The sequence below is a fragment of the Rhodococcus sp. JCM 9793 genome (genome assembly GCF_055380405.1).
Genome location: NZ_AP043721.1, coordinates 740280 through 764288 on the forward strand (window position 1 = coordinate 740280; position 24009 = coordinate 764288).

Annotated in this window: 22 protein-coding genes and 1 pseudogene; 6 read left to right on the top strand and 17 right to left on the bottom strand. The window is 64.9% G+C overall.

Annotated features, from left to right (window positions below):
* Positions 1 to 9: 9 nt before the first annotated feature.
* On the bottom strand, positions 10 to 1068 hold the full coding sequence (locus ACZ46K_RS05590; protein WP_054807222.1) for a 2Fe-2S iron-sulfur cluster-binding protein: 1059 nt from the start codon (positions 1066 to 1068) through the stop codon (positions 10 to 12).
* Between the two features lie 118 nt (positions 1069 to 1186).
* Complete coding sequence (locus ACZ46K_RS05595) at positions 1187 to 2815, bottom strand: aromatic/alkene/methane monooxygenase hydroxylase/oxygenase subunit alpha (RefSeq protein WP_464747122.1); 1629 nt, start codon at positions 2813 to 2815, stop codon at positions 1187 to 1189.
* Between the two features lie 345 nt (positions 2816 to 3160).
* On the opposite strand from ACZ46K_RS05595, the gene ACZ46K_RS05600 reads away from it, so the two are divergent.
* On the top strand, positions 3161 to 4786 hold the full coding sequence (locus ACZ46K_RS05600) for a helix-turn-helix domain-containing protein (protein ID WP_054810748.1): 1626 nt from the start codon (positions 3161 to 3163) through the stop codon (positions 4784 to 4786).
* Here the strand turns inward: ACZ46K_RS05600 and ACZ46K_RS05605 are convergent.
* From ACZ46K_RS05605 to ACZ46K_RS05640, 8 genes are all read right to left on the bottom strand, one after another.
* Complete coding sequence (locus ACZ46K_RS05605) at positions 4783 to 5685, bottom strand: metallophosphoesterase (RefSeq protein ID WP_464747124.1); 903 nt, start codon at positions 5683 to 5685, stop codon at positions 4783 to 4785. The two genes, ACZ46K_RS05600 and ACZ46K_RS05605, sit on opposite strands and share 4 nt — an antisense overlap.
* Before the next feature lie 87 nt (positions 5686 to 5772).
* Positions 5773 to 7284, bottom strand: a complete 1512-nt coding sequence (locus tag ACZ46K_RS05610) for a TerD family protein (protein WP_464747126.1) — start codon at positions 7282 to 7284, stop codon at positions 5773 to 5775.
* Between the two features lie 11 nt (positions 7285 to 7295).
* Positions 7296 to 8519, bottom strand: a complete 1224-nt coding sequence (locus ACZ46K_RS05615; RefSeq protein WP_464747128.1) for a TerD family protein — start codon at positions 8517 to 8519, stop codon at positions 7296 to 7298.
* A 48-nt stretch (positions 8520 to 8567) separates the two neighbouring features.
* On the bottom strand, positions 8568 to 9365 hold the full coding sequence (locus ACZ46K_RS05620) for an HAD family hydrolase (protein ID WP_464749241.1): 798 nt from the start codon (positions 9363 to 9365) through the stop codon (positions 8568 to 8570).
* A 56-nt stretch (positions 9366 to 9421) separates the two neighbouring features.
* On the bottom strand, positions 9422 to 10528 hold the full coding sequence (locus tag ACZ46K_RS05625; protein WP_054806574.1) for a cysteine protease StiP family protein: 1107 nt from the start codon (positions 10526 to 10528) through the stop codon (positions 9422 to 9424).
* Positions 10525 to 11814: a phosphoribosyltransferase family protein gene (locus ACZ46K_RS05630; RefSeq protein ID WP_464749242.1), complete on the bottom strand. Its 1290-nt coding sequence runs from the start codon at positions 11812 to 11814 to the stop codon at positions 10525 to 10527. Before ACZ46K_RS05630 ends, ACZ46K_RS05625 begins: the two co-directional genes overlap by 4 nt.
* A 17-nt stretch (positions 11815 to 11831) precedes the next feature.
* A complete protein-coding gene (locus ACZ46K_RS05635; RefSeq protein WP_054810225.1) occupies positions 11832 to 12989 on the bottom strand; it encodes an HpcH/HpaI aldolase/citrate lyase family protein in 1158 nt (385 codons plus the stop codon).
* 29 nt (positions 12990 to 13018) lie between these two features.
* A complete protein-coding gene (locus ACZ46K_RS05640; RefSeq protein ID WP_464749243.1) occupies positions 13019 to 14140 on the bottom strand; it encodes a hypothetical protein in 1122 nt (373 codons plus the stop codon).
* Between the two features lie 241 nt (positions 14141 to 14381).
* Between ACZ46K_RS05640 and ACZ46K_RS05645 the strand changes: the two genes are divergently transcribed.
* The 3 genes from ACZ46K_RS05645 to ACZ46K_RS05655 all read left to right on the top strand — a co-directional run bounded on the left by ACZ46K_RS05645 (position 14382) and on the right by ACZ46K_RS05655 (position 16910).
* Entirely contained in the window at positions 14382 to 14957 is a 576-nt protein-coding gene (locus ACZ46K_RS05645; RefSeq protein WP_132476222.1) for a TerD family protein, read from the top strand.
* A gap of 116 nt (positions 14958 to 15073) precedes the next feature.
* On the top strand, positions 15074 to 16159 hold the full coding sequence (locus ACZ46K_RS05650) for a DUF475 domain-containing protein (protein WP_054806576.1): 1086 nt from the start codon (positions 15074 to 15076) through the stop codon (positions 16157 to 16159).
* Between the two features lie 91 nt (positions 16160 to 16250).
* A complete protein-coding gene (locus ACZ46K_RS05655) occupies positions 16251 to 16910 on the top strand; it encodes a TerD family protein (RefSeq protein WP_464747130.1) in 660 nt (219 codons plus the stop codon).
* Positions 16911 to 17079: 169 nt separating this feature from the next.
* On the opposite strand, the gene ACZ46K_RS05660 is transcribed toward ACZ46K_RS05655, so the two are convergent.
* The 5 genes from ACZ46K_RS05660 to ACZ46K_RS05680 all read right to left on the bottom strand — a co-directional run bounded on the left by ACZ46K_RS05660 (position 17080) and on the right by ACZ46K_RS05680 (position 20977).
* Entirely contained in the window at positions 17080 to 17619 is a 540-nt protein-coding gene (locus tag ACZ46K_RS05660; protein ID WP_054810224.1) for an HNH endonuclease, read from the bottom strand.
* Between the two features lie 539 nt (positions 17620 to 18158).
* The gene (locus tag ACZ46K_RS05665; RefSeq protein WP_054810223.1) at positions 18159 to 19352 is read right to left on the bottom strand and encodes an MFS transporter; all 1194 of its coding nucleotides are present in this window, start codon (positions 19350 to 19352) and stop codon (positions 18159 to 18161) included.
* A gap of 85 nt (positions 19353 to 19437) precedes the next feature.
* Positions 19438 to 20040, bottom strand: a complete 603-nt coding sequence (locus ACZ46K_RS05670) for a TetR family transcriptional regulator (RefSeq protein ID WP_054810222.1) — start codon at positions 20038 to 20040, stop codon at positions 19438 to 19440.
* A gap of 65 nt (positions 20041 to 20105) precedes the next feature.
* The gene (locus ACZ46K_RS05675) at positions 20106 to 20261 is read right to left on the bottom strand and encodes an aldo/keto reductase (RefSeq protein ID WP_464747134.1); all 156 of its coding nucleotides are present in this window, start codon (positions 20259 to 20261) and stop codon (positions 20106 to 20108) included.
* A gap of 23 nt (positions 20262 to 20284) precedes the next feature.
* A complete protein-coding gene (locus ACZ46K_RS05680; RefSeq protein WP_464747136.1) occupies positions 20285 to 20977 on the bottom strand; it encodes an oxidoreductase in 693 nt (230 codons plus the stop codon).
* Between the two features lie 156 nt (positions 20978 to 21133).
* On the opposite strand from ACZ46K_RS05680, the pseudogene ACZ46K_RS05685 reads away from it, so the two are divergent.
* A pseudogene (locus ACZ46K_RS05685) lies at positions 21134 to 21322 on the top strand (winged helix-turn-helix transcriptional regulator); the annotation flags it as partial.
* A gap of 56 nt (positions 21323 to 21378) precedes the next feature.
* On the opposite strand, the gene ACZ46K_RS05690 reads toward ACZ46K_RS05685, so the two are convergent.
* Positions 21379 to 21876 (bottom strand): CGNR zinc finger domain-containing protein, encoded by a 498-nt coding sequence (locus tag ACZ46K_RS05690; protein ID WP_054806075.1) that lies wholly within the window; start codon positions 21874 to 21876, stop codon positions 21379 to 21381.
* Between the two features lie 90 nt (positions 21877 to 21966).
* On the opposite strand from ACZ46K_RS05690, the gene ACZ46K_RS05695 reads away from it, so the two are divergent.
* Entirely contained in the window at positions 21967 to 22836 is an 870-nt protein-coding gene (locus ACZ46K_RS05695) for an alpha/beta fold hydrolase (protein ID WP_054806076.1), read from the top strand.
* A gap of 195 nt (positions 22837 to 23031) precedes the next feature.
* On the opposite strand, the gene ACZ46K_RS05700 is transcribed toward ACZ46K_RS05695, so the two are convergent.
* Entirely contained in the window at positions 23032 to 23778 is a 747-nt protein-coding gene (locus ACZ46K_RS05700) for an SDR family NAD(P)-dependent oxidoreductase (protein WP_054806077.1), read from the bottom strand.
* Between the last annotated feature and the right edge of the window lie 231 nt (positions 23779 to 24009).

The following is a 24009-nucleotide window of genomic DNA, read 5'->3' on the forward strand; positions in this document are numbered from 1 at the left end:
TGAAGGGAATCAATCGAAGGCGGGACTGGTGAACTTGTCGTAGAAGATCTGGTCTTTCGGGACAGTGCGGCTGTCGAGGAGTTCGAGCGCGGCGTCGACCATCGGCGGCGGGCCGCACAGATACACCTCGCACCGGTGCAGTTCGTCCTCGCGCCGGTCGACGACGTCGGTGACCATCCCGGTCTCGATCTCGGACAGTGTCGGTGGCAACGAATCGGATGATTCCGACAGACATGGCACGAATACGAAGTCGCGCAGTCCTTTACCGAGCTCGAGAATCTCGTCGATATAGAACAGATCCGCACCGGTGCGGGCACCGTAGTAGAACCGGACGGGCCGGGTGTTCCCGGTTTCGGTCATGTGCCGGAGCAGCGACAGGATCGGGGCCATTCCCGCGCCACCACCGATGCACACGACGGGCAACACGTGCCCGTCCTTGAGCGTGAACGACCCGTACGGGCCGGTGAGCGCGAGGTCGTCACCCACCGCGATGCCCTGCTGTGGGTCTTCTCCGCCGAGCATTCCGGAGAACTTGCCGCCCGGATACTTCTTGATGAGGAACTCGATCTGTCCGGGGGTCGACTGTGTGGTCGCCATCGAGAACGACCGGTGCTCCTCGGTGCCGGGAATTGTCAGGTCGGAGTATTGACCGGGTTTGAACTCGAACGTATTCGGCTCGACCGCCTCGAGTCGCAGCGACACGATGTCGCGGGTGACGGGTTCGATTGCGCGCACCGTGGTGCGGACGTTCTGGATGGGTATGCCGCCGAGAAGTTCATCCTCGTCGTAATTGAGCAGTTCGATGGTGCAATCACTGAAGGAATGCGCCCGGCACAGCAGCACATACCCTTCCTCGACCTCCGAATCGTTGCATGCGAACGTCGAGTAGCGCTCCATCTGGATGTCGCCGTCGAGAACGTACGATTTGCAGGCCGAACACTGTCCCTCGCGGCAGCCGTGCATCAGATGGATGCCCTGGCGGAAAGCCGCATCGAGGATCTTCTCGTCCTCGGTGACTTCCATCTCGATGTCGACGGGTTCGAAGTGGATGCGGTGGGTGTCGGCCACGACGGACCTCCTGTTCTCCGGAAAGAGTGCGTGGGGTGGCGGTGTCGCGCCGCCGATGGGTGCGGTGGGCGGCGCCGGGAGCGCGGTGCTACAGCCGGCGCCGCCCACGCGCGTTCGGTTACAGCGGTGTCGCGCCTGCGCGGTACTCCGCGATGTGCGCTGCCCGCTGTGCGTCGGACATCTGGTTCAACAACACGTTCGGACTCTGGAAGGTGTTCCCCCGCACGTCGTCGAGGGTCCACATCTTCTTCGGGTTCAAATCGAGGTGCGGTTGCCCGATGAGAGTCTTGCCGTCGTCGCGCACATAGCCGAGATCCGAGACGATGTCGGCGAGATCCTTGTCGTGGTGGAGGGTCTCCCACTCGCGGAACCCGGTGAGTCGACCCATGTTCGGTGTCTCCCGGCCCTCGTACTCACCGCGGAACGCGACCGCGTCGGTCCAGTAGCACGGCTCCGAGCAGTAGGTGCGCCACTGTCCGTCGACCTTCTCGACCACCATGTCCTCACGGACCAGGGCCGGCACCATGCACGTCCAGCAGCGGTGCGGGTACTGGTAGCCGACTTCCTCGAACGCGATCGGCTTGTTCCGGCCCGGGTAGGCGAGGCGGTTGTAGTTCTCCCACCACTTGCCGAACTTCGAGTACCAGCCCGGGTACTTGTCTTCGAACCATTCGAAGTCGGCGTCGGTCATCGCGTCGATCCGCCAGTAGTTCACGGGCCAGCCGGTCGCGAAGAACCGTGCGACCTCGTGCACGTAGCTCTTCTCGGTGATCCGCTTCCACGCCTCCTCGACCAGGTCGTGCGGGATCGTCAGACCGTACTTCTCGAGCGGCAACAGGTAGCTGCGGTAGTAGTCGTCGTAGATCCACCGTCGCCACATCTCGGCGTAGCTCTCTCGATCCTTGCGGCGGTCCTTCGTGCCGTACTCGATGAACGTACCGATCGCGGCATCGACGACGCAGTGGTTGTTCCACCACGCGTACCGCAGGTCGCGCTCGAGCAGCGGCCGGTTCTGCTCGTCGGCCAACGCCATGAGCAGGATCGAGTAGCCGTTGGAGATGTGGCGGGATTCGTCGGACTGCACCGAGTGGAACACCGTCGGCAACAGGTAGTCGCCGTTGGCTGCAGCTTCATCGGGCATGGCCACGAACAGGGTGTTGGTGAACGCGGTCTCCGCGACGACGGTCAGGTAGATGTTGGCGGCGGTGATCGCGTCGCCGGTGATGAAGCCTTCACCGAATTGCCGGCCGATCGTGCCCGCGTAGTTGTTCGAGAACGCCTTTTCGGTGATGTCGAACCCGGCGGGGTCGATGTAATTGTTCATGTACAGCTTCTTGAGGTTCATCTGGATCGTGGAGTGACGAACCTCGTCGATCATCTGCACCGCGAGCCCATTGTGGATCTCCGGGTTCGGTACGGCGTCGATAGCCATCGGCATCGCGCGCGCCGCCGAGATTTCGGGAAACGGAATGATCGACAGGAACAGCTTCTGCCATTCCAGCCAGCGTTCCTGGACCTGACGGAACATGTTGCCGCGGATCGCGCCGTCCATCGCGCCGTAGACGCGGTTGTCCTTCTCCTCTTCCATCGGGAAGTACGACCGCATGATCTGCTTGAGTGGGTCCTTCTTCGGGGCCTTCTCGAACGTGTAGTCCGTGCCGAATCGTGTCGCGGGAGTCGCGAATGTCGGTTCCCACGACAGTTCGGTGATCTTCGCATGTGCTTTCGTCAAGCTCTGCCTGCTCAAGGTGACGCCTCCTGGTAGGAGCCGGTGAGTCCGGCCGTCGGAACTTCGGGGTGTGGATTGAGATACAACCCCCCGACAAACAGGCAATCTGTCTCAATGTGAGACGTGCATCACAGGATGAGTGACTAGAGTTCGGAGTCGATGAATTCGAACAGAGGCATTGCGACGACCCGGAGACCCTCGGTGAGTGCATACGATCTGCGCGCCTTCCCGGACGACCTGTCCGCGCCCGGAGCCCGTGAAGCTCCTGCTCGGGACCACCCGACCACCCACCCGGTGGACGGCCGTCAGGTCCGCAACTGGTTGCGCGTGTCCTGGTCGCGCTCGCGGGAGGCCAACGTCGATATGGATCGGCCGAATGCGGCCTACGTCGAGAAACTGCCCGCGGATACCGTCCTCGCACGTGCCGCGCGCCCGGTGCTGGCAGAGATGGCTGCCGAGATCGAGAGTGAACCGGTCTCGCTGATCCTCACCGATGCGACCGGAACGGTGCTCCAGCGCTATACGGGGGATCGTGAGCTGGCGTCCACGCTCGACCGCGTCGATCTCGCACCGGGTTTCCGGTACGCCGAATCGGAAGTGGGCACCAACGGTATCGGTACCGCTCTCGAGGTGGGCGCACCGTTGCTGATCCGCGGCGACGAGCACTACAACGGACTCCTCCGGAAGTTCTCCTGTGCAGGGGCTTTGGTGACCCATCCGGTCACGGGGGCTCTCCTCGGCCTCGTCGACCTGACCACTCTGGAGCGCAATACGAATGCGCTTCTGTTGTCGTTCGCGAAGCTCGCAGCGTCCCGGATAAAGGACAGAATTCTCGCCGAAACGGACGAACTGGACCGCGCGCTGTTACGCGATTATCACGCGGCGTGTCAGCGTTCGAGCCGACCGGTCATCGCGGTCGGCGACGAAGTCCTCATGATGAACGCACACACCCAGCAGAAATTCGATTCTCGCGATCAGGCCGCGATCATCGATCGCACTCGCGATTCTCGGGGCAGGACAGAGGCGTTCACCATCCTCGCCGACCTCCCGAGCGGCATCACGGCGCGGCTGTCCTACCAACCGACCTTCGTCGACGGGCGGCTCGCCGGCGGCATCGTCCGGGTCCGGGAACAGGTCGAGAAAGCCCACGCCTTCGACGTGGGGCGGCCGCTTGCGCTGCGTTCGATCGTCGGTTCGAGTGCCCAGTGGAGGCACACGGTGCGTAGCGTCGTCGACGTCTGTACGCGCCGCGAATGGCTCGTGCTCGACGGTGAGCCGGGTGTGGGCAAGACCGCGCTGCTGCGCGCCGCGCACGCACACGTGCGCGATGGTCACGACTTCGCGGTGCTCGATGCTGCGGCGCTCGACGTCGTCGAACTGCTGGAGCGGGTCGCGTCTGCACTCGACACCGGGTCCGATGTCGCCGTGCTGCACGCACACGTCCTGGACAGCGATGGCCTCAGTGCGCTGAGCGAACTGCTCCAGACCGTCAGTTTGGACTCTCCGTCCGACGAGCCGTGGGTCGCGCTGTCGATGCACCTGTCGCACGGCGTGCCGGACACCCACCCGATCCTGCGGTTGTTCCCCAAGACCATCGTCGTTCCGCCGTTGCGACACCATCTCGAAGACGTCCCCGAACTGGTGGCGCACCTCCTCGAGAAGGTCACGGACGGGAAGGTGTCGATGTCGGTGGCCGCGTCGAACCAGCTCATGCGGCTTTCCTGGCGCGGCAACGTCGCACACTTACGCCTGATCCTCGACGAGATCGGCCGCCGACGGCGTTCGGGAGTCATCGAACCGCAGGATCTTCCGCCGGAATGTCGCGCGACGACGCGCCGCAATCTCACCCAACTCGAGGCGCTCGAACGAGATGCCGTCGTAGATGCGCTGGCACTCCATGGTGGCGACAAGGCTGCTGCTGCACGCTCGCTGGGGATGTCGCGCGCGACGATCTACCGCAAGGTTCGGGATTTCGGGATCGTGTTCTAGACCGATTCGCGCTCGCGCTCGCGTACGCCCTTGCGCTCGATCTCGGCTGCGATGTCGTCGCGTGTGAGCACCGGTCCGACCGTCGCGAACTCGCCCAGCAATGGCACCGCGGTGTGCAGAACGGTCTCGTCGTAGACCTGGATGAGGTTGTACCCGCCCCCACCGTCGGCACCGCGCTGAGCGTCGGCCGGCGCCGACAGGTCTCCCGAGTACGCGACGGAGGTCGCGGTGGACACCGGAATGCCGGCGAACATCCCGGACACCGTGTAGTGCAGGTGGCCCGATACGATCGCGCGCACATCCGTGCCGCACACGGCTTCGGCGAGGCGCCACTGCTCGCACAATTCCCACAGCACTGCCCGTTCGGACGTCACCGGAAGCGGCGGGTGATGGATCACGAGGATCGTGCCGTGCTCGGCAGGAACGGACAGTTCGTCGGCAAGCCACTGCGCCTGCTCGGCGGTGACCTCGCCGCGGGACTCGCCGGGGATGCTGGAGTCGAGGCAGATGACGCGCAGGCCGTTCACGTCGTGCACCACGTCGATCGGTTCGGTGGTGGGCTCGGCGTCGAGGAGATTCACCCGGAACGCGGCGCGGCCGTCGTGGTTGCCCATCGCCCACAACACCGGCGCGCCGAGGGCTGCGGCGGTGGGCTCCACCAGCTCCCGCAGGCGTCGGTACGCCCCGGGATCACCGGCGTCCGTCAGGTCGCCGGTCAGCAGCAGCGCATCGACGGGAACGCCGGTGGCGGTGAGGGTGTCGAGGACGTCGCAGAGTTTCTGCTCGCAATCCACGACTCCGTGCAGCGGCGCGGACCCAGCGGTGAAGTGCGTGTCGCTGATCTGGACGAGCGTGTGGGTGGGGCGGGGGTGTTCTGCGATCCGGGACGTCTCTGTCATAGGTTCAGTCAACGTCGCGCACACTGCGGCTTGCGATACAGAGGGTTGCGTGCAGATGACGGAAGATCGAAGCTGCCCGTTGAGTGGTCAGACAGCCCCGAGAGTGGAGACCACCCGCTGCAGCAGGACGGCATCGGCAGGAAGAATTTCGGGCGTGAAGGTCCAGTCGTTTCCCGTCCACGGGTCGGAGAAATGCCCCTCGTCCGTCGTCGGCAGATGTTGGGATTGCTCGAACAGAATCTGAAACGCCGTATCGTCCACCACCGTGTCGGCTGCGCCGGCAATCACGATCGAGATGTGCTGCGCGCCGGGAAGTCGGGTGAGACGGACGACCTGCATGAGATCGTCGCTGTTGTACCCGTGGGGTACGCCGGCGAGTACGAGGACGCGCGGTTCCACTTGTGCCGCAGTGGGATCAGTGGACATCGCGAGGGTCGTCAGCTCCGCGCTGTCGGCCAACCCCTTCAACTTCGCTGAGACGCCGCTGGTGTCGAGGACGGGAGGGCCGGCAAATACTGGAGTAGTCAGCGACCGTAGTTCGGTGAGCGCTCCGGAAGGATCGACGATGTCGATGCGCGTACCGGGTTGCGCGGCGAGCAGGCGCAATGCGAGTGCGGTGACGACCTGCTGTGTCGCCGAGTCCTGCTGCATCTCCGAGTCGCGGCTGTCGATCCACAACGGCCGGCGCATCGGCAACGGCACACAGAGCGGCACCCGAAGAGGCCCGCGCTCGGGAGACGACAGTTCCCCGACTCGGATTCCGTCGCTCGGTGTGCGCAGGGTGTTCCAGACGGGAGATGCCCATGTCGCCAACGATGCAGGCAGTTGGTTGTCGATCGCGCGGAGTTCGTCGGTGAGCCGCGCGGTGTCGTCGCGATGTCGTTGCTCCGCGGCAGCGTTGAGTTCCTCGCACCGCTGGTGTGCGCGAGCGCGTGCGGCGTCGGCTGCCGGGCCGGTGCGGGTCGCGGGGTCGGCGACGGCTGCGGACAGCTCATCGTCGAGACGGTGCTGTGCGTATTCGTGCGCCGACAGGTAGGCCGTCGCGGATCGGGCGGCGTCCTCGAAGATCTTCCACAACCACTCGAAGGACGGTGTGAGATCGCTCGGTATCGTCGCGGGCTGCTGCTGCTCCACCAGCACAGGGTCGTCGTCGACCTCGACGCCGTGTGCAGCGAACATCTCGCCGAAGCCGCCCGCATAGCCCTGGCCGAGTGCCCGAAGCTTCCAGTTTCCGTTGTGCGGGTAGATCTCCCAGCACAACAGTGCGGTTTCGGCGCCGGACGGCTCCACCTCGAATGCCGCGAGCGGTGCACCCGACGGATCTGTCAGCGAGGTGGAGACGGAGACGACAGAATCCGTTCCCACCGCGCACAACACGCGAACGCCGGTGCGCAGGGCGGCCAATTCGACGACGATCGCGTCGCCGTCGAGTCGAACACCCTGCGTCCGAGGCTGGTTGTAGAACACCACGTCGTCCGACGACGCGACTTGCAGGCGGTCGTCGACGACGAATGCGCACAGGTCGACCGGTACTGCGGCCGAAGTCGTGAAGCGGACGGTCTGAGCCGTCAGCGGAGCGTTCTGCCCCGGTGAGAACACTCCGTTCACGGTTACGACACCAAGAAACGGCCGAGCTGTGGTGCAGCTTCGCCCGGGTGTTTGGCCTGGATGCCTTCACCGATGGCCTGCAGCTTCCATTCGCTGCCCTGGCGGTACACCTTCGCCATCACCATGCCGGTGAACGGCATGCCACCCTGCAGCGTGTAGCGGGCGAGCTCGTCGTTGGTGGTGCCGTCGACGAGTCGGCAGAAGGCGTTCTGGATCTGCTCGAACGTGTGGCCCTTGTACGAGGTGACGACGAACATCACGGTGTTGATGTGCGGGGGGATACGCGTGAGGTCGACGAGGACGACCTCGTCGTCGCCTGCGCCCTCACCGGTCAGGTTGTCGCCCTGATGCTGGACAGACCCGTCCTTCGACGTCAGCTGCCCGTAGTACGCGACGTCGACGATGTTCTGGTCGGCGAACAGCACAGCCGACGCGTCGAGGTCGACGTTGGCGGAGCGGTTGCCGAACAGGCCACTCTTCTTGATCGGATCCCAGCCGAGGCCCATCCGCAGGAACGTGAGCGCGACACCGCCGTCCTTGCGGAGCGTGACCTTCTGGCCCTTCACCAGGCTGACGGGGCGGCTCTTCGTCAGGTTCACCTCGGGCGGGCCGGCCGGCGCCTGGTTGAACTGTTGCGCGGGCGGCGGTGGGGCAACAGGCTGGGGTGGCACAACAGGCTGGGGCGGCGCAGGCGGCGCGGCGGGGGCGGCCGGTGCCGGTGCATCGTCGACGGAGACGCCGTGATCGGTCACGAGCGCCGCGAACCCGCCGGCATATCCCTGCCCGACCGCCCGAACCTTCCAGGCTCCCTGGCGGCGGTACAGCTCGAGGGCGATCACGATGGACTCGCTGCTCAGACCCTCGACCCGGTACTCGTACAGCACGGTGCCGTTCGCGTCGGACACTCGCGCCGTGGGTGGAGCGAAGCGTCCGAAGTTGCTCGACGCGTCGTCGAGCGTGATGACCGCGCGCACCTGCTCGATGTCGGCCGGCACCGCACCCAGCGACACTGCCAGCGACGCGGCCTGCCCGGGTGCGCCGGGCACGAGGTTCACACCGGGGCCCGTGGGCTGGTTGAAGAACACGAAGTCGGCGTCGGACCGTACTTTGCCGTCGGACTTGACCAGCAGTGCAGACAGATCTGCCGGTGTCGTCAGCTCCAGGGAAATGACGACGTCGTGTGCGCTGAGGGGGCCGTTCTGGCCTTTGGCGAGCGAGCTGGACAAATCGAAGACCTCACTGTGTCGGCGATAGGTGGACGGTGGGTATCAACTCTACGAAGCCACCGGTAGGGAAGCGGAGCGGGTGAACCAGTCGAGGATTTCCTCACCGGCCGCGATGCCTGTGTGTTCCGTGATGGTGAGCGTCGGATGCTGCCAGTCGATGGACTCGAGTTCGCCGTGTCGCGGGCGGATAGCTGCGTCGGCGGCCGCAAGCATCTCGGCGTCGAGCGCCCCGTCGCCGGCCGCGAACACCGGGGAGCCCGGAGCGAGTAGGCCCGCGTCGGTCAGTCGTCGGTGTACTTCCGCGACCGCGCGGCTCTTGCACACGGGATCGGGCATCGAATAGACCTTGCGGCCCTGCTGCGAGGCGTTCCATCCGTGGTCGATGCACCACGCGCTCCACTCGCTCATGAAGTCGCGGGGCTGTGCGTCGACGTCGACGACCAGATAGCAGAACAGGTCTTCGGCGATCCGGAACTTCGACACCCACTCGGTCGAGATCCGTCGCCGCAGTTCGGTGGTGACCTCGTCGAGGCTCGCGGAGGCAGAGCGCACGGTGGCGTCGATGCCGCGTCGCCAGCTCATATCGGCCTGGCCGTCCACGAGGATCGCGCCCCCGTTGCTCGTGATCGCGTACGGCCACGGCCCACCGGGCAGGTCGATCCGGTTGAACTGCTCGGGAGTGCGGGTCGTGGTGGGTACCACGGGGTGCGCCGCGGCGAGGTCGCGCAACCTGCGTGCGCCGCCCTCGGACACATACGACAGCGGCGCGCCCTCGTAGTACTCGACACACAGGAGCTCACCCTCGGCGAACCGGGTCTCACCCATCGCGCCGCGCGAGTAGATCATCGTGCGGTCGAGATCGGTGGCGATGAGTGCGGTGGCCGGGGAGGTCGGAGAATTCGTCAAGGCATGTCCTTGATCAGGCCCATGCACGAATAGGCGAGGTCGGGCACTTCCACGACGGGAACATCGCGGGCTGCGGCGAGCATCCGGATGTGCGCGTGTTCGTCGGCGTGGATGTCGTGCACGAGCACCTTCCACGGCACGCGGCGCAGGAGCACACGGGTGGTTTCACCGACGCCGGGTTTGACGAAGTTGACGCTCGAGATGCCGAATCGGATACGGATCTTCTCGACCGATTCCCAACCGGCCCATGTGGGTTCGCGGTCGGAGTCGAGGACCTTCCGGGCCTGCGCGACGGCGGTACGGCGATCACCGAATTCGGCTGCCACGGTATCGAGGAGGACTCCGGAGACATCGTCGGCGGCGAGTTCGGAGTAGAACTTGGCGCCGTGGAACTCGCCCGGTGCGATGAAGTCGTCGTTGAGGACGGTGCGCGACACGAGACCCGACACAGTCGAGTTCAGGCAGGCCGACGCGATGAGGAAATCGTCGCGTGTGCCGTACGTGCGTACGCAGTGCCCCGGGTCGGCGAGCACTGCGAGATCACTCGACAGGGTGGGTCCGCCGGAGGCGCTGTATTCGGCGAGCGCTGCCGCGAGTTCCCGTGCGATGGCGCCCTTGCCGGTCCAGCCGTCGACGAACACCACGGATTTCGGGTCGTGGTGGTCCGTTATGTAATCGAGTGCTGCCCTGTCGATTCCGCGTCCGCGCACTATCGAGACCGCGTAGTGCGGGAGATCGAGGTCGTGGTGTTGCTGGGCCCAGCGTCGGATCAGGATCCCGATCGGGGTGCCGGCGCGCGCCAGCGACACGAGCGTGAGATCGGTGCCGCGTTCGGCGAGCAGCAACTCGGTGACGGTGCCGACGGCCTGCGCGAGGCGGGGCGCGGTGGTGGCGAGGGCCTTGTCGAACAGTTCCCGGTAGGCGGCGTCGGGTTGGTATTCGACGGGGAGAGACTCCGCGTAGTGCGCGAGACCGGCCTGGATCCGGGCTTCGCGCTCGGCGATGCCGCCTTCGAGGTCGAGGTGTGAGAGGTCTTTGAGGAGCCAGCGCACTTCGTCGGCTGCATACGATCCGAACTCGGGTCCGGTCAACGGTGTGGTCACTTGTTTTCCTCCCTGGGGCGGTGTGCCCTGGATTCGCGCAGTGTCACCGGGTTCGTGGACGGTACGACGGCGACGAGGACGTCCTCCCCTGCGGCCGTGAGGACGTCCAGCACGCCTCCGGGTGCGCGCAAGCGGTCGGTGTCGGCCGGGCTGTCGATCGTCAGGATCAACTCGGGTCGGGTGTCCATACCGGTCCACTGCGCGTTGTACAGGAATCTGGGCGTCTCGGGCTCGAGCTCGGCTGCGATGTATTCCGGTGCCGCAAAGGTGAATCCGCGCTGCAAGGGGTATCCGGGGACGTCGAGGACGTACGCCGGGGACCGGGTCGTGGTCTGGAACCGTGCCGGTGTTCCTCGGGAGGCGAGCGCGTCCGCGAGTCGCAGCGGCAGGTACATCAGTTCCTCGTGGCCGATGACGATCGCCGGACGTGCGGCATCGCGTACGTCCGCAAGTGCGTCGACGGCGGCCTCGACGGCGGCATCGAAACCTGCGACATCGGAGTTCAGCACCCCGTGGCGGCCACCGTCGGGGACATGGTCGGGCCACGGTAGCATCACGAATCGGACCTCTCCCCGCTGCCGTGCAACGGGATTCAGTTCCGGATCCGGGAGTGCCGTGACGCGTGCGGTCAGCCCGTCGGGGATCTCGGTGTGTCCGCCGGCGAGACTCACGTGGTCGATGCGGGCGCCGAGTTCGTCGACGGCGGTAGCGGTGAGCAGTCGATGCTCATCCGAACGCATGTCGACCAGGGATGCCACGACGTAGTGTGTCCGCGGCTGCTGCCGGTGGAGGGCCCGGATCGCGTCGAGCGCGGTGGCGCCGGTGGAGATCTCGTCGTCCACGAGCACCAGCGGCGCCGGGTTTGCGAAGAGTTCGGGCGACGTGGGTTGCAGCAGGTGCGACGTCGCGTGCGAGTGGCCTTCCTCGAAGCCGGCGAAGACATCGGCACCGGGCACGTGCCGTCGCGTGGAGTGCAGATAGCACGCGGCGCCGATACTCTCGGCGACGCAATGACCCAGTCCTGTTGCGGTCTCGGCGAACCCGAGAACCACCGCGTCGGCGATGTCCGGCCCGAGGGTCTCCGCGACGAGCTGTCCGAGACGGTGGCCCGCGGCCAGCACCACCGCGGGGTCGGTGGGCAGGTGCTTGCCGAGCACCGTCGAGACCAACAGGTGTGCGCGCCGCGGATTGCGGCGCAGGCCGGGTTCGATCAGCTCGGGCACGGTGTACCCGGTCGACGTGGTGTCGTGGTGCAGGGTCAGCCCGAATTCCTCTGTTGCCCACATGGGCTTCAGCGTGTCGGTCACCGGACCACCAGGGCCGTCAGCAGGTCCACGAACGAAACTCCCTTGTTGGTGATACCGAACACCGACGCCCGCAGCAGGGTCTGCTGTGCCCACGTGCGGTGCGGTCGTCGTTCGTTCATCTTGTTTCCGTACTCAGACGCGCGCACCCCACCGGTATCGGCGTCGAGGATGTCGACGGCGTCGTGGTACTCCTCGTGGGTCACCGCGGACAGCGCATGCACCGCGGCGACGTGCGACGGATGGATGACGGTTTTGCCCTGGATGCCGTTGGCGCGGTCGAGTGCGATCTCGCGCAGCAGTCCGTCCAGGTCGCGGCTGACGAGTTGCTGCCGGAACAGCACGGCGTCGTGCTCTTCGAACGGGGTGGCGCGCAGCATCGGACGGAACATGCGTTCGTGGTCGGCGAAGTACTCCCAGACAGGGCCAGTGATGATGAATCCGGTGCCGTCTGTGCGGCCGAGGTAGTTGACGATGGTGGCAATGACGTCGACGACGACGCGCACGTCGTAGATGGTCAGGTCGCGGTCGCGTCGGATGCCGAAGGTCGCGCACATGTCGGTCGCGCCGACCCGCACGGCCAGCACCTGGGGTCGATACTCGGCGAGAAGCTGCGAGATGGCGCGTAGTTCTTCGTCGCGGGTCTCGCGGTGCACGACCGAGGTGGATTCGATCACCGGCATCGCGTACAGGTGCTTACGGAGCTGTTCGGATGCGCGGGTCACCGCAGCGAGGAATTCGCGGCCGCTGTCGGAGGTGAACTTCGGTAGTACGAACCCCGTGAGCACCCGCACACCTTCGCCGAGGGCGGCCGCGATGCGGTCGATGCCGTCGGCTGTGCGGACGCGGACGAACAGGAGCATCGGGGCGTCGCCCTGTGCTGCCAGTTCGTCGAGGGTGGCGACGGCATTGCACAGGCCCTGCTCGACTTCGTCGTCGGCGACGGCGTCTTCGAGATCGAGGACCATCGACGTGACGCCCTCGCCGGCTCGACGCAGGATCGTCGCGGTCAGGTCACCGCGTGTCGCGGGCACGTACAGCGTGGCACCCAGTGCGACCGCGAGGCGGTCGCGGTCATCGCCGTCACCGAACGGCTGCGGCACCTGGAAGAACAACCTGTCGAGGGTCGTTCGATCCAAGTGACGAAAATGACGCATCGTCTGCGCCTCGGTGAAGGTTGCCCCCGTCATTGCCTGTCGGCCCGTCCTCTCATTCGATCCACCACTCCGGCGATGAAATCCGATACCGCATCGAGATCGCGCACGTAGGCCCAGTAGTCCGGGTGGACGCCGGTGAGCGCGTCGACGGCTCTGTCGATTCGGTTCAGTTGGGCGTCGAGAACCGACCCCCACTCCGCTGTCAGGTCGCGTTGTACGGCAAGGAGCTGCGCATCTCGCAGGCGGAACCGGACTTCGTCGACCTTGGCACCCGGATTCTTCCGGACCGCACGCAATGTCGCCAGTCGTTCGGTCACGGCATCGACCAGTTCTTCGGCGGCAGCAAGGTCGACGCGGACTTCGTTGGCGAGATCGAGTGCGAGCTCGGGCCGGGCGTCGCCGACGGCTCGGCGTGCTTCCTCGAGTCGGGCACCGGCGCGCTCGAGGAGTACCTCGGCCTGGTGAGCGTTACCGGACAGGTCGGCCGAGCTCGCGGCGTTGAACTCGCGCAGCAACGACGAAAATGCAGGTGGCAGGGCATCTGTTCGGGTGCGCACCGCGTTCAACCGGGTGGTGACCGACGCCACGGTGTTGCGCGCTTCACTCTGGCGCCCGGGTGCGTCGGTAAGGGCCTGCCGTAGAACCTTCGTGGCTTCCTCGACCTCGTGTGCTCCCGTGCGAAGGGCGCCGGTGCCGCGAGCGGAGTCCAGGGAACGCAGCGCAGCGTCGAGCGACTCGGTGGCCGTGCGGACCGACCGATAGTGCGCAAAAGGCGCACGTTCGGGTGCATGCAGGGCCTCGAGGGCGACCTGTGCATCCGCCCGAACACGGTGAGCCAGTTGAGGAGCGGTCTGGGCGAGCGCGGCCGCGTGTTCGAGATGCGCGCGATTGTTCTCGTAGAATTCATCGAGAATTCTTGTTGCATCACCTATCTGGCGTATTACGTGTTCATAGTCTTGCGCGGGTGCCAATTCCTGGTCGGGTTCGGTGTGTGCGAGCTGCAGATAACCTTCGGCAGCGGTGTAGCAGGTCTGACGGATCGGTTCCCATTGCCGGAGCAGATTTCGCTCGGGTGCGATCTCGTCCGATTCGGCGACTCCGGCCTCGGCGACGGATTGACGTCGGTCCATGTCGAGGAAAGCGGCCACCATCGTGTCATGGGCACGACGGGCCGCGGGATCTTCGGTGTGCCCGCCGCCGAAGAGGCGGCGCGTCCATCGGCTCGCCACAAGACCGAATGGTACTGGTCGTTCAGTGTTCGCCACCGTGGGCCGCAACACTGGGCATAGTGGACAGGAGCGTACTTCATTCCCACCCATTACTGTGGTGGAACACGCGCGAAAACCGAACGTACCTCCCTGGTGCGTCGACGACCGATCGAAAGGACCCCGCATGGGCGTCAGCTTGACCAAGGGTGGAAACGTCTCCCTGACGAAGGAAGCCCCGAACCTGACTGCCGTCGCAGTCGGCCTCGGCTGGGACGTGCGCACCACCACCGGCACCGATTTCGACCTCGACGCGAGCGCCATCGCCACCGGTGCCGACAAGAAGGTCGTCTCCGACCAGCACTTCATCTTCTTCAACAACATGAAGTCGCCCGACGGATCCATCGAGCACACCGGCGACAACAAGACCGGCGAGGGTGAAGGCGACGACGAGGTCATCAACGTCGACCTGGCTGCCGTTCCGGCGAACATCGAGTCCATCTTCTTCCCCGTGTCGATCTACGACGGCGACGCCCGCAGCCAGTCGTTCGGTCAGGTCCGCAACGCATACATCCGCGTCGTCGACCGCGCCAACGGCACCGAGCTTGCCCGCTACGACCTGAGCGAGGATGCCTCCACCGAGACCGCCATGGTGTTCGGTGAGCTCTACCGCAACGGCGCCGAGTGGAAGTTCCGTGCGATCGGCCAGGGCTACGCCTCGGGTCTGTCGGGTATCGCCCGCGACTACGGCGTCAACGTCTAAGAACCATCCGGATCGGATCCGGTCCTGGGCTTCGATGCCGGGGACCGGATCCGCATCTGTCGTATTGCAGTAACCACCCTGCAAAGACCTGACTTCGAAAAGAAAGGCCACGCTTCGTGGTACTGCGAATATTCGGTGCGTCGTTCGCCGTCACCGTCGTTTCTCTGGTCGTCGCGTTCCTCTACGGCGGCCCTCAGGCACTTTTCCTCTGCGTGATCCTCGGCATCCTCGAGGTGTCGCTCTCCTTCGACAACGCGGTCATCAACGCGACCGTGTTGCAGCGGATGAGCGACTTCTGGCAGAAGATCTTCCTCACCATCGGCATTCTCATCGCCGTCTTCGGTATGCGCCTGGTGTTCCCGCTGGCCATTGTGTGGGTTGCGTCGGGTCTCGGCCCGATCGCCGCACTCGACCTGGCGCTGAATCCTCCGCCGGACGGCGCCGCGTACTTCCCCAACGGTGATCCCAGCTACGAAACGCTGATCACAGACGCGCACCCGCAGATCGCCGGCTTCGGTGGCATGTTCCTGCTGATGCTGTTCCTGCACTTCATCCTCGAAGAGCGTGAGATCAAGTGGCTTGCGTGGCTCGAGCGCCCGCTCGCGAAGGCAGGCAAGCTCGATCAGCTCGAGGTCGTCATCGCGATCGTTCTACTCCTCGTCACCGCCACGGTCATCGCACCGGAGGGCGAGGTGTCGACTGTGATGATCGCCGGTGCGCTCGGCATGATCACGTACATCGCCGTCAATGGCCTCGGTGAGATGTTCCACATCCCCGAAGAGGGCGAGGAGCCCAGCGGCGGGCCGAGCGGCCTCGCGAAGGCTACGGGTAAGGCCGGGTTCTTCCTGTTCCTCTACCTCGAGGTCCTCGACGCATCGTTCTCGTTCGACGGTGTCATCGGCGCATTCGCGATCACGTCCGACCCGATCATCATCGCTTTGGGTCTGGGCTTCATCGGTGCCATGTTCGTCCGTTCGCTGACCATCTTCCTGGTCCGCAAGGGCACCCTGAACGAGTACGTCTACCTCGAGCATGGCGCGCACTGGGCGATCGGTGCGCTCGCGCTGATCCTGCTGTACTCGATCGGTACGCACGTGCCGGAGCTCATCACCGGCCTGGTCGGCATCGTCCTGATCGGTGCGGCGTTCGGGTCGAGCATCTACCGCAACCGCAAGGAAGCACAGGCGGAAGTGTCCGTCTGATCGAGCTGAACCGATGGGAGTCTTCGACCCAGTTCTCGGGCCGGAGGCTCCCATCTGCATATCCGGGATTCACCTAGCGAAAGGGCATGACATGGCCATCGACTACAACAAGAAGCCCGAGCAGGGCTCCGGCGGAGTCAACCTCAGCAAGATCAACCTGACGAAGGAATCCCCGACCGTCAGCCTCAGCAAGGGCGGTGCGGGACAGGGTGTGATCCGCGTGAATCTCAACTGGTCGCGCGGTGAGCAGAAGAAGGGATTCCTCGCCAAGCTCACCGGCGCAGCCGGCGGAGTCGATCTCGACCTCGGGTGCCTGTACGAGTTGGCAGACGGCTCGAAGGGCGTCATCCAGGCGCTCGGCAACAGCTTCGGCGCGCTGAACACCCCGCCGTACATTCACCTGGACGGCGACGATCGCACGGGTTCCGCCCAGGGCGGCGAGAACATGCACGTCAACTTCGAACGTCCCGAACTGATCAAGCGGGTACTGATCTTCGCCATGATCTACGAGGGGGCTCCCAACTGGGCTGCCGTCGACGGTGTCGTCACCCTCACCCAGCCGTCGGGACCGGAGATCGAGGTACGTCTCGATTCGCCGAACAATGGTGCCCGCATCTGTGCCATCGCGATGCTGCAGAGCACCGGGCAGGGCGTGACCGTGCAGCGTCTCGTCGAGTACGTCAACGGCAGCCAGTCCGACCTCGACCGTCAGTACGGCTGGGGCATGCAGTGGCAGGCAGGCCGCAAGTAGGCGCGTTCACCCGTTTTCCGCCCGCCAGAGCATATGTCGCTGTGGCGGGCGTTCGGGTCCGCACGTCCGCGGCAGGCGGCAACTTGTAATCTGCGGTGTCCTCGGAGATCAGCGAGCAGATCGGCCGAGGTCATCTTGGTCCTCATCGGCATACGACTCCCACGGCGTCTCAGTTGCTCAGGGTCAGCTCGCGCCAGATGGCGTGCTGGCGCTTATGGTCGGTTCGGGGTGCGCGGGGAACCCAGAGAAGCGGCATGTCGGCCTCCTCCGGGGTGCGGTCCGCCTTGCGGCCATTGCAGTCCGCACACGCCGCGACGAGATTGCCGTAATTGTCTCCGCCGCCGCGGCTACGTGGGTAAACATGGTCTACCGTCGTAGCGCCCGCGTCGCCGCAGTACGCGCACCGGTGGTGGTCACGTGCGAGCACTACCGTGAAGCTCGCGCGGGTGTCGTCGTCGACGACCGGTCGCGGTGGCGTATGGACGTACTCGAGCAGTTGGATGGTGCGCGGCAGCGGGATCGCCACGTGCTGGGAACGCACTACGAACCGCGGAGTGTGTTCGACCAGGGTGATGGCGAGGTCCTCGGCGAGCAGCACCACCGCCCTGGCGGCCGGTATGACGTCGAAGTCCTCGTAGGTGGCGTTGAGAACCCGTACACGGGTGTTCATCCACGTGCGGGCGGTAGTGGCGGTGGGTGGGCGGCGCATGACAATCGACAACCTCGTTCTCTCACAGGGGAGTGGCGGGTTCTCGAGGTGTGATCGTCCCGTTACGGCCGAGGAAGGCCAGGAAGTCGCCATGGGTGACTGGAGGTCGGGGCGCGCACGCCCCGAGAGGAGGGCGTCAGTAGACGCAGAATCCGGCGGTCGTTCCGGAGTGTTCGGCGAGCCGGTCCAGGAGCTGGATCGTCGGATGCGAGATGCGCTGCGGGTACGAGTTGGTGTGCATTCGAGTGTCCTTCCTGGTCGTAGGTGGCTGCTACCGGTCGCCCAGTGTGCCATACCGCGGCGGGAAAGTACTGCGGGTTGTTCTTGCCGATCGCCAGTCTGATGGCGTGGTGAAGGCCGAACGTAATGTCCGGCGCTGTGGAGCCGTCCCGCACTCTTGTCCTGCATCTGAAGTGTCGGTGTGGGGCACGGTCGAGCCCGCGGCATCGCAGGATGTCTCGGGTAGCCGTGAGGGACGTGGATCTGGACCGCCGGCCTGCGCTGCCCGATGCGGTGTCGGTGAGGGCCGACATGAAGGTTCAGCTGACGCGGACCTTGATGTCGGTCGGCCGACCAGGTTCGTCGTTCCGAGTCTGCTTGCGGTTTCTCTGCAGGGCGAGCGTGACTGCAGCCAGAAGCGCGAACGTACTGCCGGTCCACATTGCCACTGCGGGGTCGTTTCCGAAAGTGCTGATTGCAAAGGCGCTCAACGCGGTTCCGGCGGTGATGCCCAAAGTGATGACCGAGGTGTGGAAAGTGCTGACAAGGTTTCCCGTGCCCCCGATCTCGACGACGCGGGTCACCAGCGGCGGGTTCATGGTGACCCCAGCGAGCCCGACGACAAGCACCATGGTGAGGACCAGAGGTTGGATCTGTCCTGCGAGTGCGAGTACACCGAGTGAGACGAAGAGCAAGGCGTGGCCGAATCGCAGAACGCCGACAGCGTGCTTGTCTGCGAGCTTTCCGACGACCAGATTGCCGACGAGGGCGCAGAGCCCGTACGCGAGGAGTATCAGCGTCGTCGCATCCGCGCTGAATCCGGCGCTGTCTTCCAGGAGAGGAGTGAAGTAGGAGAACGCCGCGTATGCGGCTCCGATGGTCAGGAAGCTCACGAGGTAGCGCGACCACAAAGTGGGGAGGCGAAGATTGCGCAAGTCCTGTGCACTGTCGGCAGCACTGGCTGCGCTCCTCGGAGCGAGCGTGAGGAGACTGACCACAAAGACGGCAAGGGCCGCAGCGCCGAGAATGTAGAAAGTGGCCTGCCAGTTCCAGCGGCCGGCGATGAAATGGGAAACGGGAAGTCCTACCACGGTGCCGACCATGATGCCGCTCAGCACGATTGAGACGGACTCGCCGATCTCGTCCGTGCTCGGCGCAAGTCTGGTGGCGTAGACGATCGACAACCCTACGGCCGCTCCCGCGAGACAACCAGTCAAGATTCGCATCAGTACTACCCACCAGTACTCGTGCACGACGGGTACAAGTATCTCGGGGACCGCATAGGCTGCGACCACAGTGAGCAGTGCCTGCTTGGGCGGGCGGTGCCGCAAAGCGTAAGCAATCACTGGCCCGCCGAGTGCCATACCCAGCGCGAAGATCGAGACGAGAAGCCCGACCTTTCCTGTGTCCACCCCAAGGTCTTGGGCCATTTCGGACATCATCGCGGGCACTTGTAGCTCACTCGAGACCACGATGATCATGGTCAGCATCAACAGGTACAGGTGTTTCTTCAACGGACTTCCTTCGATGATCGACTGCAGATTATAGATTTTAAAGTACAAAACTCGAAGACAGATCGACAACGTTGTCCCCCAACGTTTATGCCTTCAAGGAGTCGATGTGTAGATCTGCAACTTTGCACAGCTCGGCGGGCATGGTGCCCGCCTGCGCGAGAACACGTATCCCGGAGATCGCCGACACCACCATCAGTGCAGCCTCGTTCGGTGCGACCTCCGCACGTAGGGTGCCATCCAGTCGCCCAGCTCGAACTGCGTCGGCCACGAGCGAGAGCTGGTCGTGGAGGAAGCGGTCGAGGATGTTCCTCACGCGGGGCTCGCGGGCGCCGAGGTCGGGCGCCATGCGAGAACTCACGATCATGCAGCCCGCGGCGTGCCCGTTGTTTCTGGCTTCGTCTTCTTCGTCCAGGACGAGGTTGAAGAGCGCCGCCAGGCGTTCGATTCCTGACAGTTCCGCATCTGTCAGGATCGCTTCCTGTTGCTCCCTGGCAACGGAAACGCTTCGTTCCAGGGAGCGGACGAACAGCTCGTCCTTCGAGGTGAAGGTGTTGTAGAGGCTGCTCCGGCGTACGCCGGCCGCGTCGCACAGCTGCTCGGTCGAGGTATCCGCGAACCCGTGAACTCGGAACTGCTTGACGGAAGCATCCAGAACTGCCACCTCGTCGAACCCTCTCGGCCTGCCCATGACCGCCACGCTACACAATTATGTACTCAAATGTCCAGAACCCTCCTCCTCCACGCAGTCGGGCGTCAGCGACCGATCCTGTCGAGTTCGGCCACGGCCTCTTCCGGGAGGGAAAGGCCGGCGCCGGAGATGTTCTCGCGCAAGTGTGCCGACGACGATGTGCCGGGGATGAGCAGGATATTCGGGGAACGCTGCAGAAGCCATGCGAGTGCCACCGACATCGGCGCTGCCTCGAGCTGTTCGGCTACCGCGGAGAGCGTCTCGGACTGCAGCGGCGTAAGCCTCCCAGTGGAAAGAAGGGGACATAGGCGATGCCCTGCATGGCGAGTTGGTCGATGAGGGCGTCGTCGTAGCGGTGCGCAAGGTTGTACATGTTCTGCACGCACACGATCGGGGCGATGTTCTGGGCTTCTGCGACCTGCTCGGGGGTGACGTTGCTGACCCCGAGGTGTCGGATCAAACCCTGCGCCTGAAGCTCGGCGAGTGTCCCGAACGCTTCTGCGAGGGAGCCGGGCTGCGGTCCGGTCGCGTCGCCCATCCGCATGTTGACGAGATCGAGGACTTCGACCCCGAGGGATCGGAGATTTCCCTGGACCTGCTTGCGCAGGTCTTCGGGCCGCCGAGCGGTGGGCCAGCCGCCCTGCGCGTCGCGGTTCGCCCCGACCTTGGTGGCGACGAGCAGCGAATCGGGGTAGGGGCGGAGGGCTTTGCTGATCAGCTCGTTTGTGACCGTGGGCCCGTACGCGTCGCTGGTGTCGATATGGGTGATCCCAGCCTCGGCGGCCTCGCGCAGTACGGCCAGAGCGCCGGCCTGGTCGGCGGGCGGCCCCATGGCGGCCGGGCCTGCAAGCTGCATTGCCCCGTAACCGAACCTGGTGACGGGAACGTCACCGAGAGTCCAGTTTCCGCCGGGAAGTGAAGTGCTCAATGCTTCCATCGTGTTCGCTTTACTCCTTGGTCCTGGGTGGCGCTTATCGCCACCCAGGACCAGCATTGGGGAACCGCTTCCCCCGGGGAAGTAGGCACCTGGAAGTGCGTAACTTACCCGAGGGAAGGCGTGGTCGAAGTGGCGACGACGAGTGCGGCTCAGAAGCGAGCGTTGGAGCGAGGCGGCATGATCACGCGCACCGTGACGCCGACGGTTCCGGTCACCGTCTCTTACGAACTGACCGACCTCGGCCGCGCCCTCCACGAGATGACACGCGGCCTCAGAAGTTGGGCACAAGACCACATGCCTCAGGTCCTCGCTCACCGAGCCGCATACGACGAGCGCGATGTCTGACCATCGGCGGCATTGTTGCCATTGGCCCGGGCGGCGAGTCGGCCATCGGAGGGGCGCTACCGTTCCCGTCTGCGGTGCGCGTGGGTGCGCACCTTCATCCGGTTCCCGCAAGTGGTCATGGAGCACCACTTGGCGCTGCCGGGGCGACTGTGGTCGATGAGGAAGAGATTGCACTCGGTGTTGGCGCAGGGGCGAAGCCGGCCGGGCAATCTCTCAGTGACGTTCGACCAGGCCATCGCCGCACGAACCGCAAGTCTCTCGGCCGGGGGAGTGTGCAGTTCCCATCGGATACCGGTGGGGGTGACCTCGGGTGCGAGGATCGCGTCGCGGATCAGTGAACCGAGGGCGGCGTAGGCGTCGCCCCGGTCGCGAATCACCTCGTGCAGGGCGCTCCGCATCTGCTGGAGGTGCGCGATCTCGGTCTTCGAGCCCGTTCCGCCGAACCGCTGGGCAAACTCGCGACCGGCCGAACCTTGCAGGCCGTCGACCTTCTTTCCGTCGACGATCGGTGCGCTGTTCAGCAACGCCAACAGCAGATCCTCGTCCTGAACCATGTGCGCCCTTTCGCCGGCCACTCGATCGCTACCGTATCCGTCCCATGCTACCGTCGAACTAACCACTAAAACTACGTTAAGGGGTTAGTTATGCCTGCTGTGCACCACCGCACCGTCGCCGTCGGCGACTTCGAGGTCTTCTACCGCGAGTCCGGGTCCCCGGATGCGCCCGTTCTTCTTCTGCTGCATGGGTATCCGACCAGCTCGCACATGTTTCGACATCTCATTCCGGCCCTTGCGGACCGGTACCGCGTCGTTGCGCCCGACCACATCGGGTTCGGTCGCTCGTCGGCTCCCTCAGTGGACGACTTCGACTACACCTTCGAGTCCCTCACGAAGGTGACACGCACCTTCCTTGCGAAGCTCGGTATCGCGAAGTACACCGTGTACGTGCAGGATTACGGCGCGCCGATCGCCTGGCGCCTGGCACTGGCTGAGCCGGAGTCCGTCGAGGCTGTCATCTCACAGAACGGTAATGCGTACGAGGAAGGCTTCGTACCGGCGTTCTGGGAACCGATCTGGAACTACGGAGCCGACCGGTCCGTCGAGAACGAAGAGGCCCTGCGGCCCGCCCTCGAACGAGAGGCGGTGGAATGGCAGTACAAGCACGGGGTCGCCGACGAGACGGCCATCGACCCCGACGCCTGGGAACACGACCTCGCACTACTTGGTCGCCCGGGGGTCGACCGCGCTCAGCTGAACCTGTTCGCCGACTACACAACCAATCGACGGCTGTACCCCGCGGTCCACGACTGGCTGCGCACCACTCAGATCCCCGTACTCGCAGTGTGGGGAAAGAATGACGAGATCTTCGGCTCTGCCGGTGCCGAAGCCTTCCGGAACGACGTACCTCATGCGCGCGTCGAGTTGATGAACGGCGGCCACTTCCTTCTCGAGTCTCACCTCGATGACGTCGTCCGCATCATCGAGGAGTGGAGCAGTGAGACTCCTACCTGCTGAAATGCACGGACAAATCAGTCGAGGCGACGGCTCCAAGTGCTCTTAGCGCAGTCGGACGGGGGATCGGAGCATGGTCTCCGAAGTTCGCAGCATGCTCCGATCTCCCGTCATTCCATTCGCGAAAGTACCCCTACCTCGAGGCATCCCCGGGGGGAATGCGACCTTGGCGACCCGCGGGCAACAGGGCCGTTCGCGCTACGCGCCGTACCCGCCATCGATCCTCAGCACCGCACCGGTGACGTACGAGGCTTCTGGACTCGTGAGGAAGACAACGCCTGCAGCGATTTCCTCCGGCCTCCCGTACCGGCCCATCGCCGTTGTCGGGAGAAACAGTGATGCGCCGGGACCGTCGGCAGGGTTGCCTTCGGTGTCGACGAACCCGGGCTGGATCACGTTCACGGTGATGCCCCGGTGTGCCAGATCGCGGGCTGCTCCCCGGCTGAAGCCCTCGAGCGCCGACTTCGTTCCTGTGTAGTACGCCATCCCGGGGAATCCCGCGCGTGAAGCGACACCCGAGCTGATGTTGACGATCCGCCCGCCATCGGGCAGCAGCGCGGACGCTGCCTGGATCGCGGCCACCACGCCGGTGTAGTTGACGGCGAGTTGCCGTTCGATAGCGGCCCGGTCGGGGGTCTCGCTGTCGACAGGGCTGCCGCCACCCGCAGCTGCGTTGTTGACAAGGATGTCCAGCTTTCCGAACTGCTGGACCACGCTGATGATCAAGCCTGCCGACTGCGTCGAGTCCGCTTGATCGGCCTGGAATGCCGCCGCGCGCACTCCCTTCGCCTCCAGGTCGGCGACCACGTCCTTGGCGCGGTCTGCCGACGACGAGTAGCTGATTGCGACGTCGGCTCCTTCGTCGGCCAGTGCCAGTGCCGATGCTGCCCCGATCCCTCGCGATCCGCCCGTGACGATCGCGACCCTGCCGTCCAGCTTTCCCATGGCTTCCTGCTTCCCTGTCGTTGCGGTACGGCGTTCTTGACCGTGCGGTCCACTATAGGGGTTATGGACCTTTCGGTAAAGAACCCGGGTCGTGGCCCCATGGCACGTCCACATGCGAACTCGACCACCAATCGAAACGCCAGCCAGCAGAGTCCGGATTGCGTTGTGTGGCAGGATCGTCGGAAGCACCAAGACCGATCGTTCCGATGTCCCGGTGGAGTCCCGACCGTA

Excerpts from the sequence above, each read along its gene's own strand:
- ACZ46K_RS05660 (WP_054810224.1), bottom strand. The coding sequence starts at position 17,619 with ATGCGCCGCCCACCCACCGCCACTACCGCCCGCACGTGGATGAACACC.
- ACZ46K_RS05690 (WP_054806075.1), bottom strand. The coding sequence starts at position 21,876 with ATGGTTCAGGACGAGGATCTGCTGTTGGCGTTGCTGAACAGCGCACCG.
- ACZ46K_RS05695 (WP_054806076.1), top strand. The coding sequence starts at position 21,967 with ATGCCTGCTGTGCACCACCGCACCGTCGCCGTCGGCGACTTCGAGGTC.
- ACZ46K_RS05680 (WP_464747136.1), bottom strand. The coding sequence starts at position 20,977 with ATGGAAGCATTGAGCACTTCACTTCCCGGCGGAAACTGGACTCTCGGT.
- ACZ46K_RS05675 (WP_464747134.1), bottom strand. The coding sequence starts at position 20,261 with ATGTCGGTGGCACTCGCATGGCTTCTGCAGCGTTCCCCGAATATCCTG.
- ACZ46K_RS05700 (WP_054806077.1), bottom strand. The coding sequence starts at position 23,778 with ATGGGAAAGCTGGACGGCAGGGTCGCGATCGTCACGGGCGGATCGCGA.
- ACZ46K_RS05635 (WP_054810225.1), bottom strand. The coding sequence starts at position 12,989 with ATGCGTCATTTTCGTCACTTGGATCGAACGACCCTCGACAGGTTGTTC.
- ACZ46K_RS05645 (WP_132476222.1), top strand. The coding sequence starts at position 14,382 with ATGGGCGTCAGCTTGACCAAGGGTGGAAACGTCTCCCTGACGAAGGAA.
- ACZ46K_RS05670 (WP_054810222.1), bottom strand. The coding sequence starts at position 20,040 with ATGGGCAGGCCGAGAGGGTTCGACGAGGTGGCAGTTCTGGATGCTTCC.
- ACZ46K_RS05640 (WP_464749243.1), bottom strand. The coding sequence starts at position 14,140 with ATGGTGGCCGCTTTCCTCGACATGGACCGACGTCAATCCGTCGCCGAG.
- ACZ46K_RS05600 (WP_054810748.1), top strand. The coding sequence starts at position 3,161 with ATGGATCGGCCGAATGCGGCCTACGTCGAGAAACTGCCCGCGGATACC.
- ACZ46K_RS05630 (WP_464749242.1), bottom strand. The coding sequence starts at position 11,814 with ATGTGGGCAACAGAGGAATTCGGGCTGACCCTGCACCACGACACCACG.
- ACZ46K_RS05655 (WP_464747130.1), top strand. The coding sequence starts at position 16,251 with ATGGCCATCGACTACAACAAGAAGCCCGAGCAGGGCTCCGGCGGAGTC.
- ACZ46K_RS05605 (WP_464747124.1), bottom strand. The coding sequence starts at position 5,685 with ATGACAGAGACGTCCCGGATCGCAGAACACCCCCGCCCCACCCACACG.
- ACZ46K_RS05620 (WP_464749241.1), bottom strand. The coding sequence starts at position 9,365 with ATGATCTACTCGCGCGGCGCGATGGGTGAGACCCGGTTCGCCGAGGGT.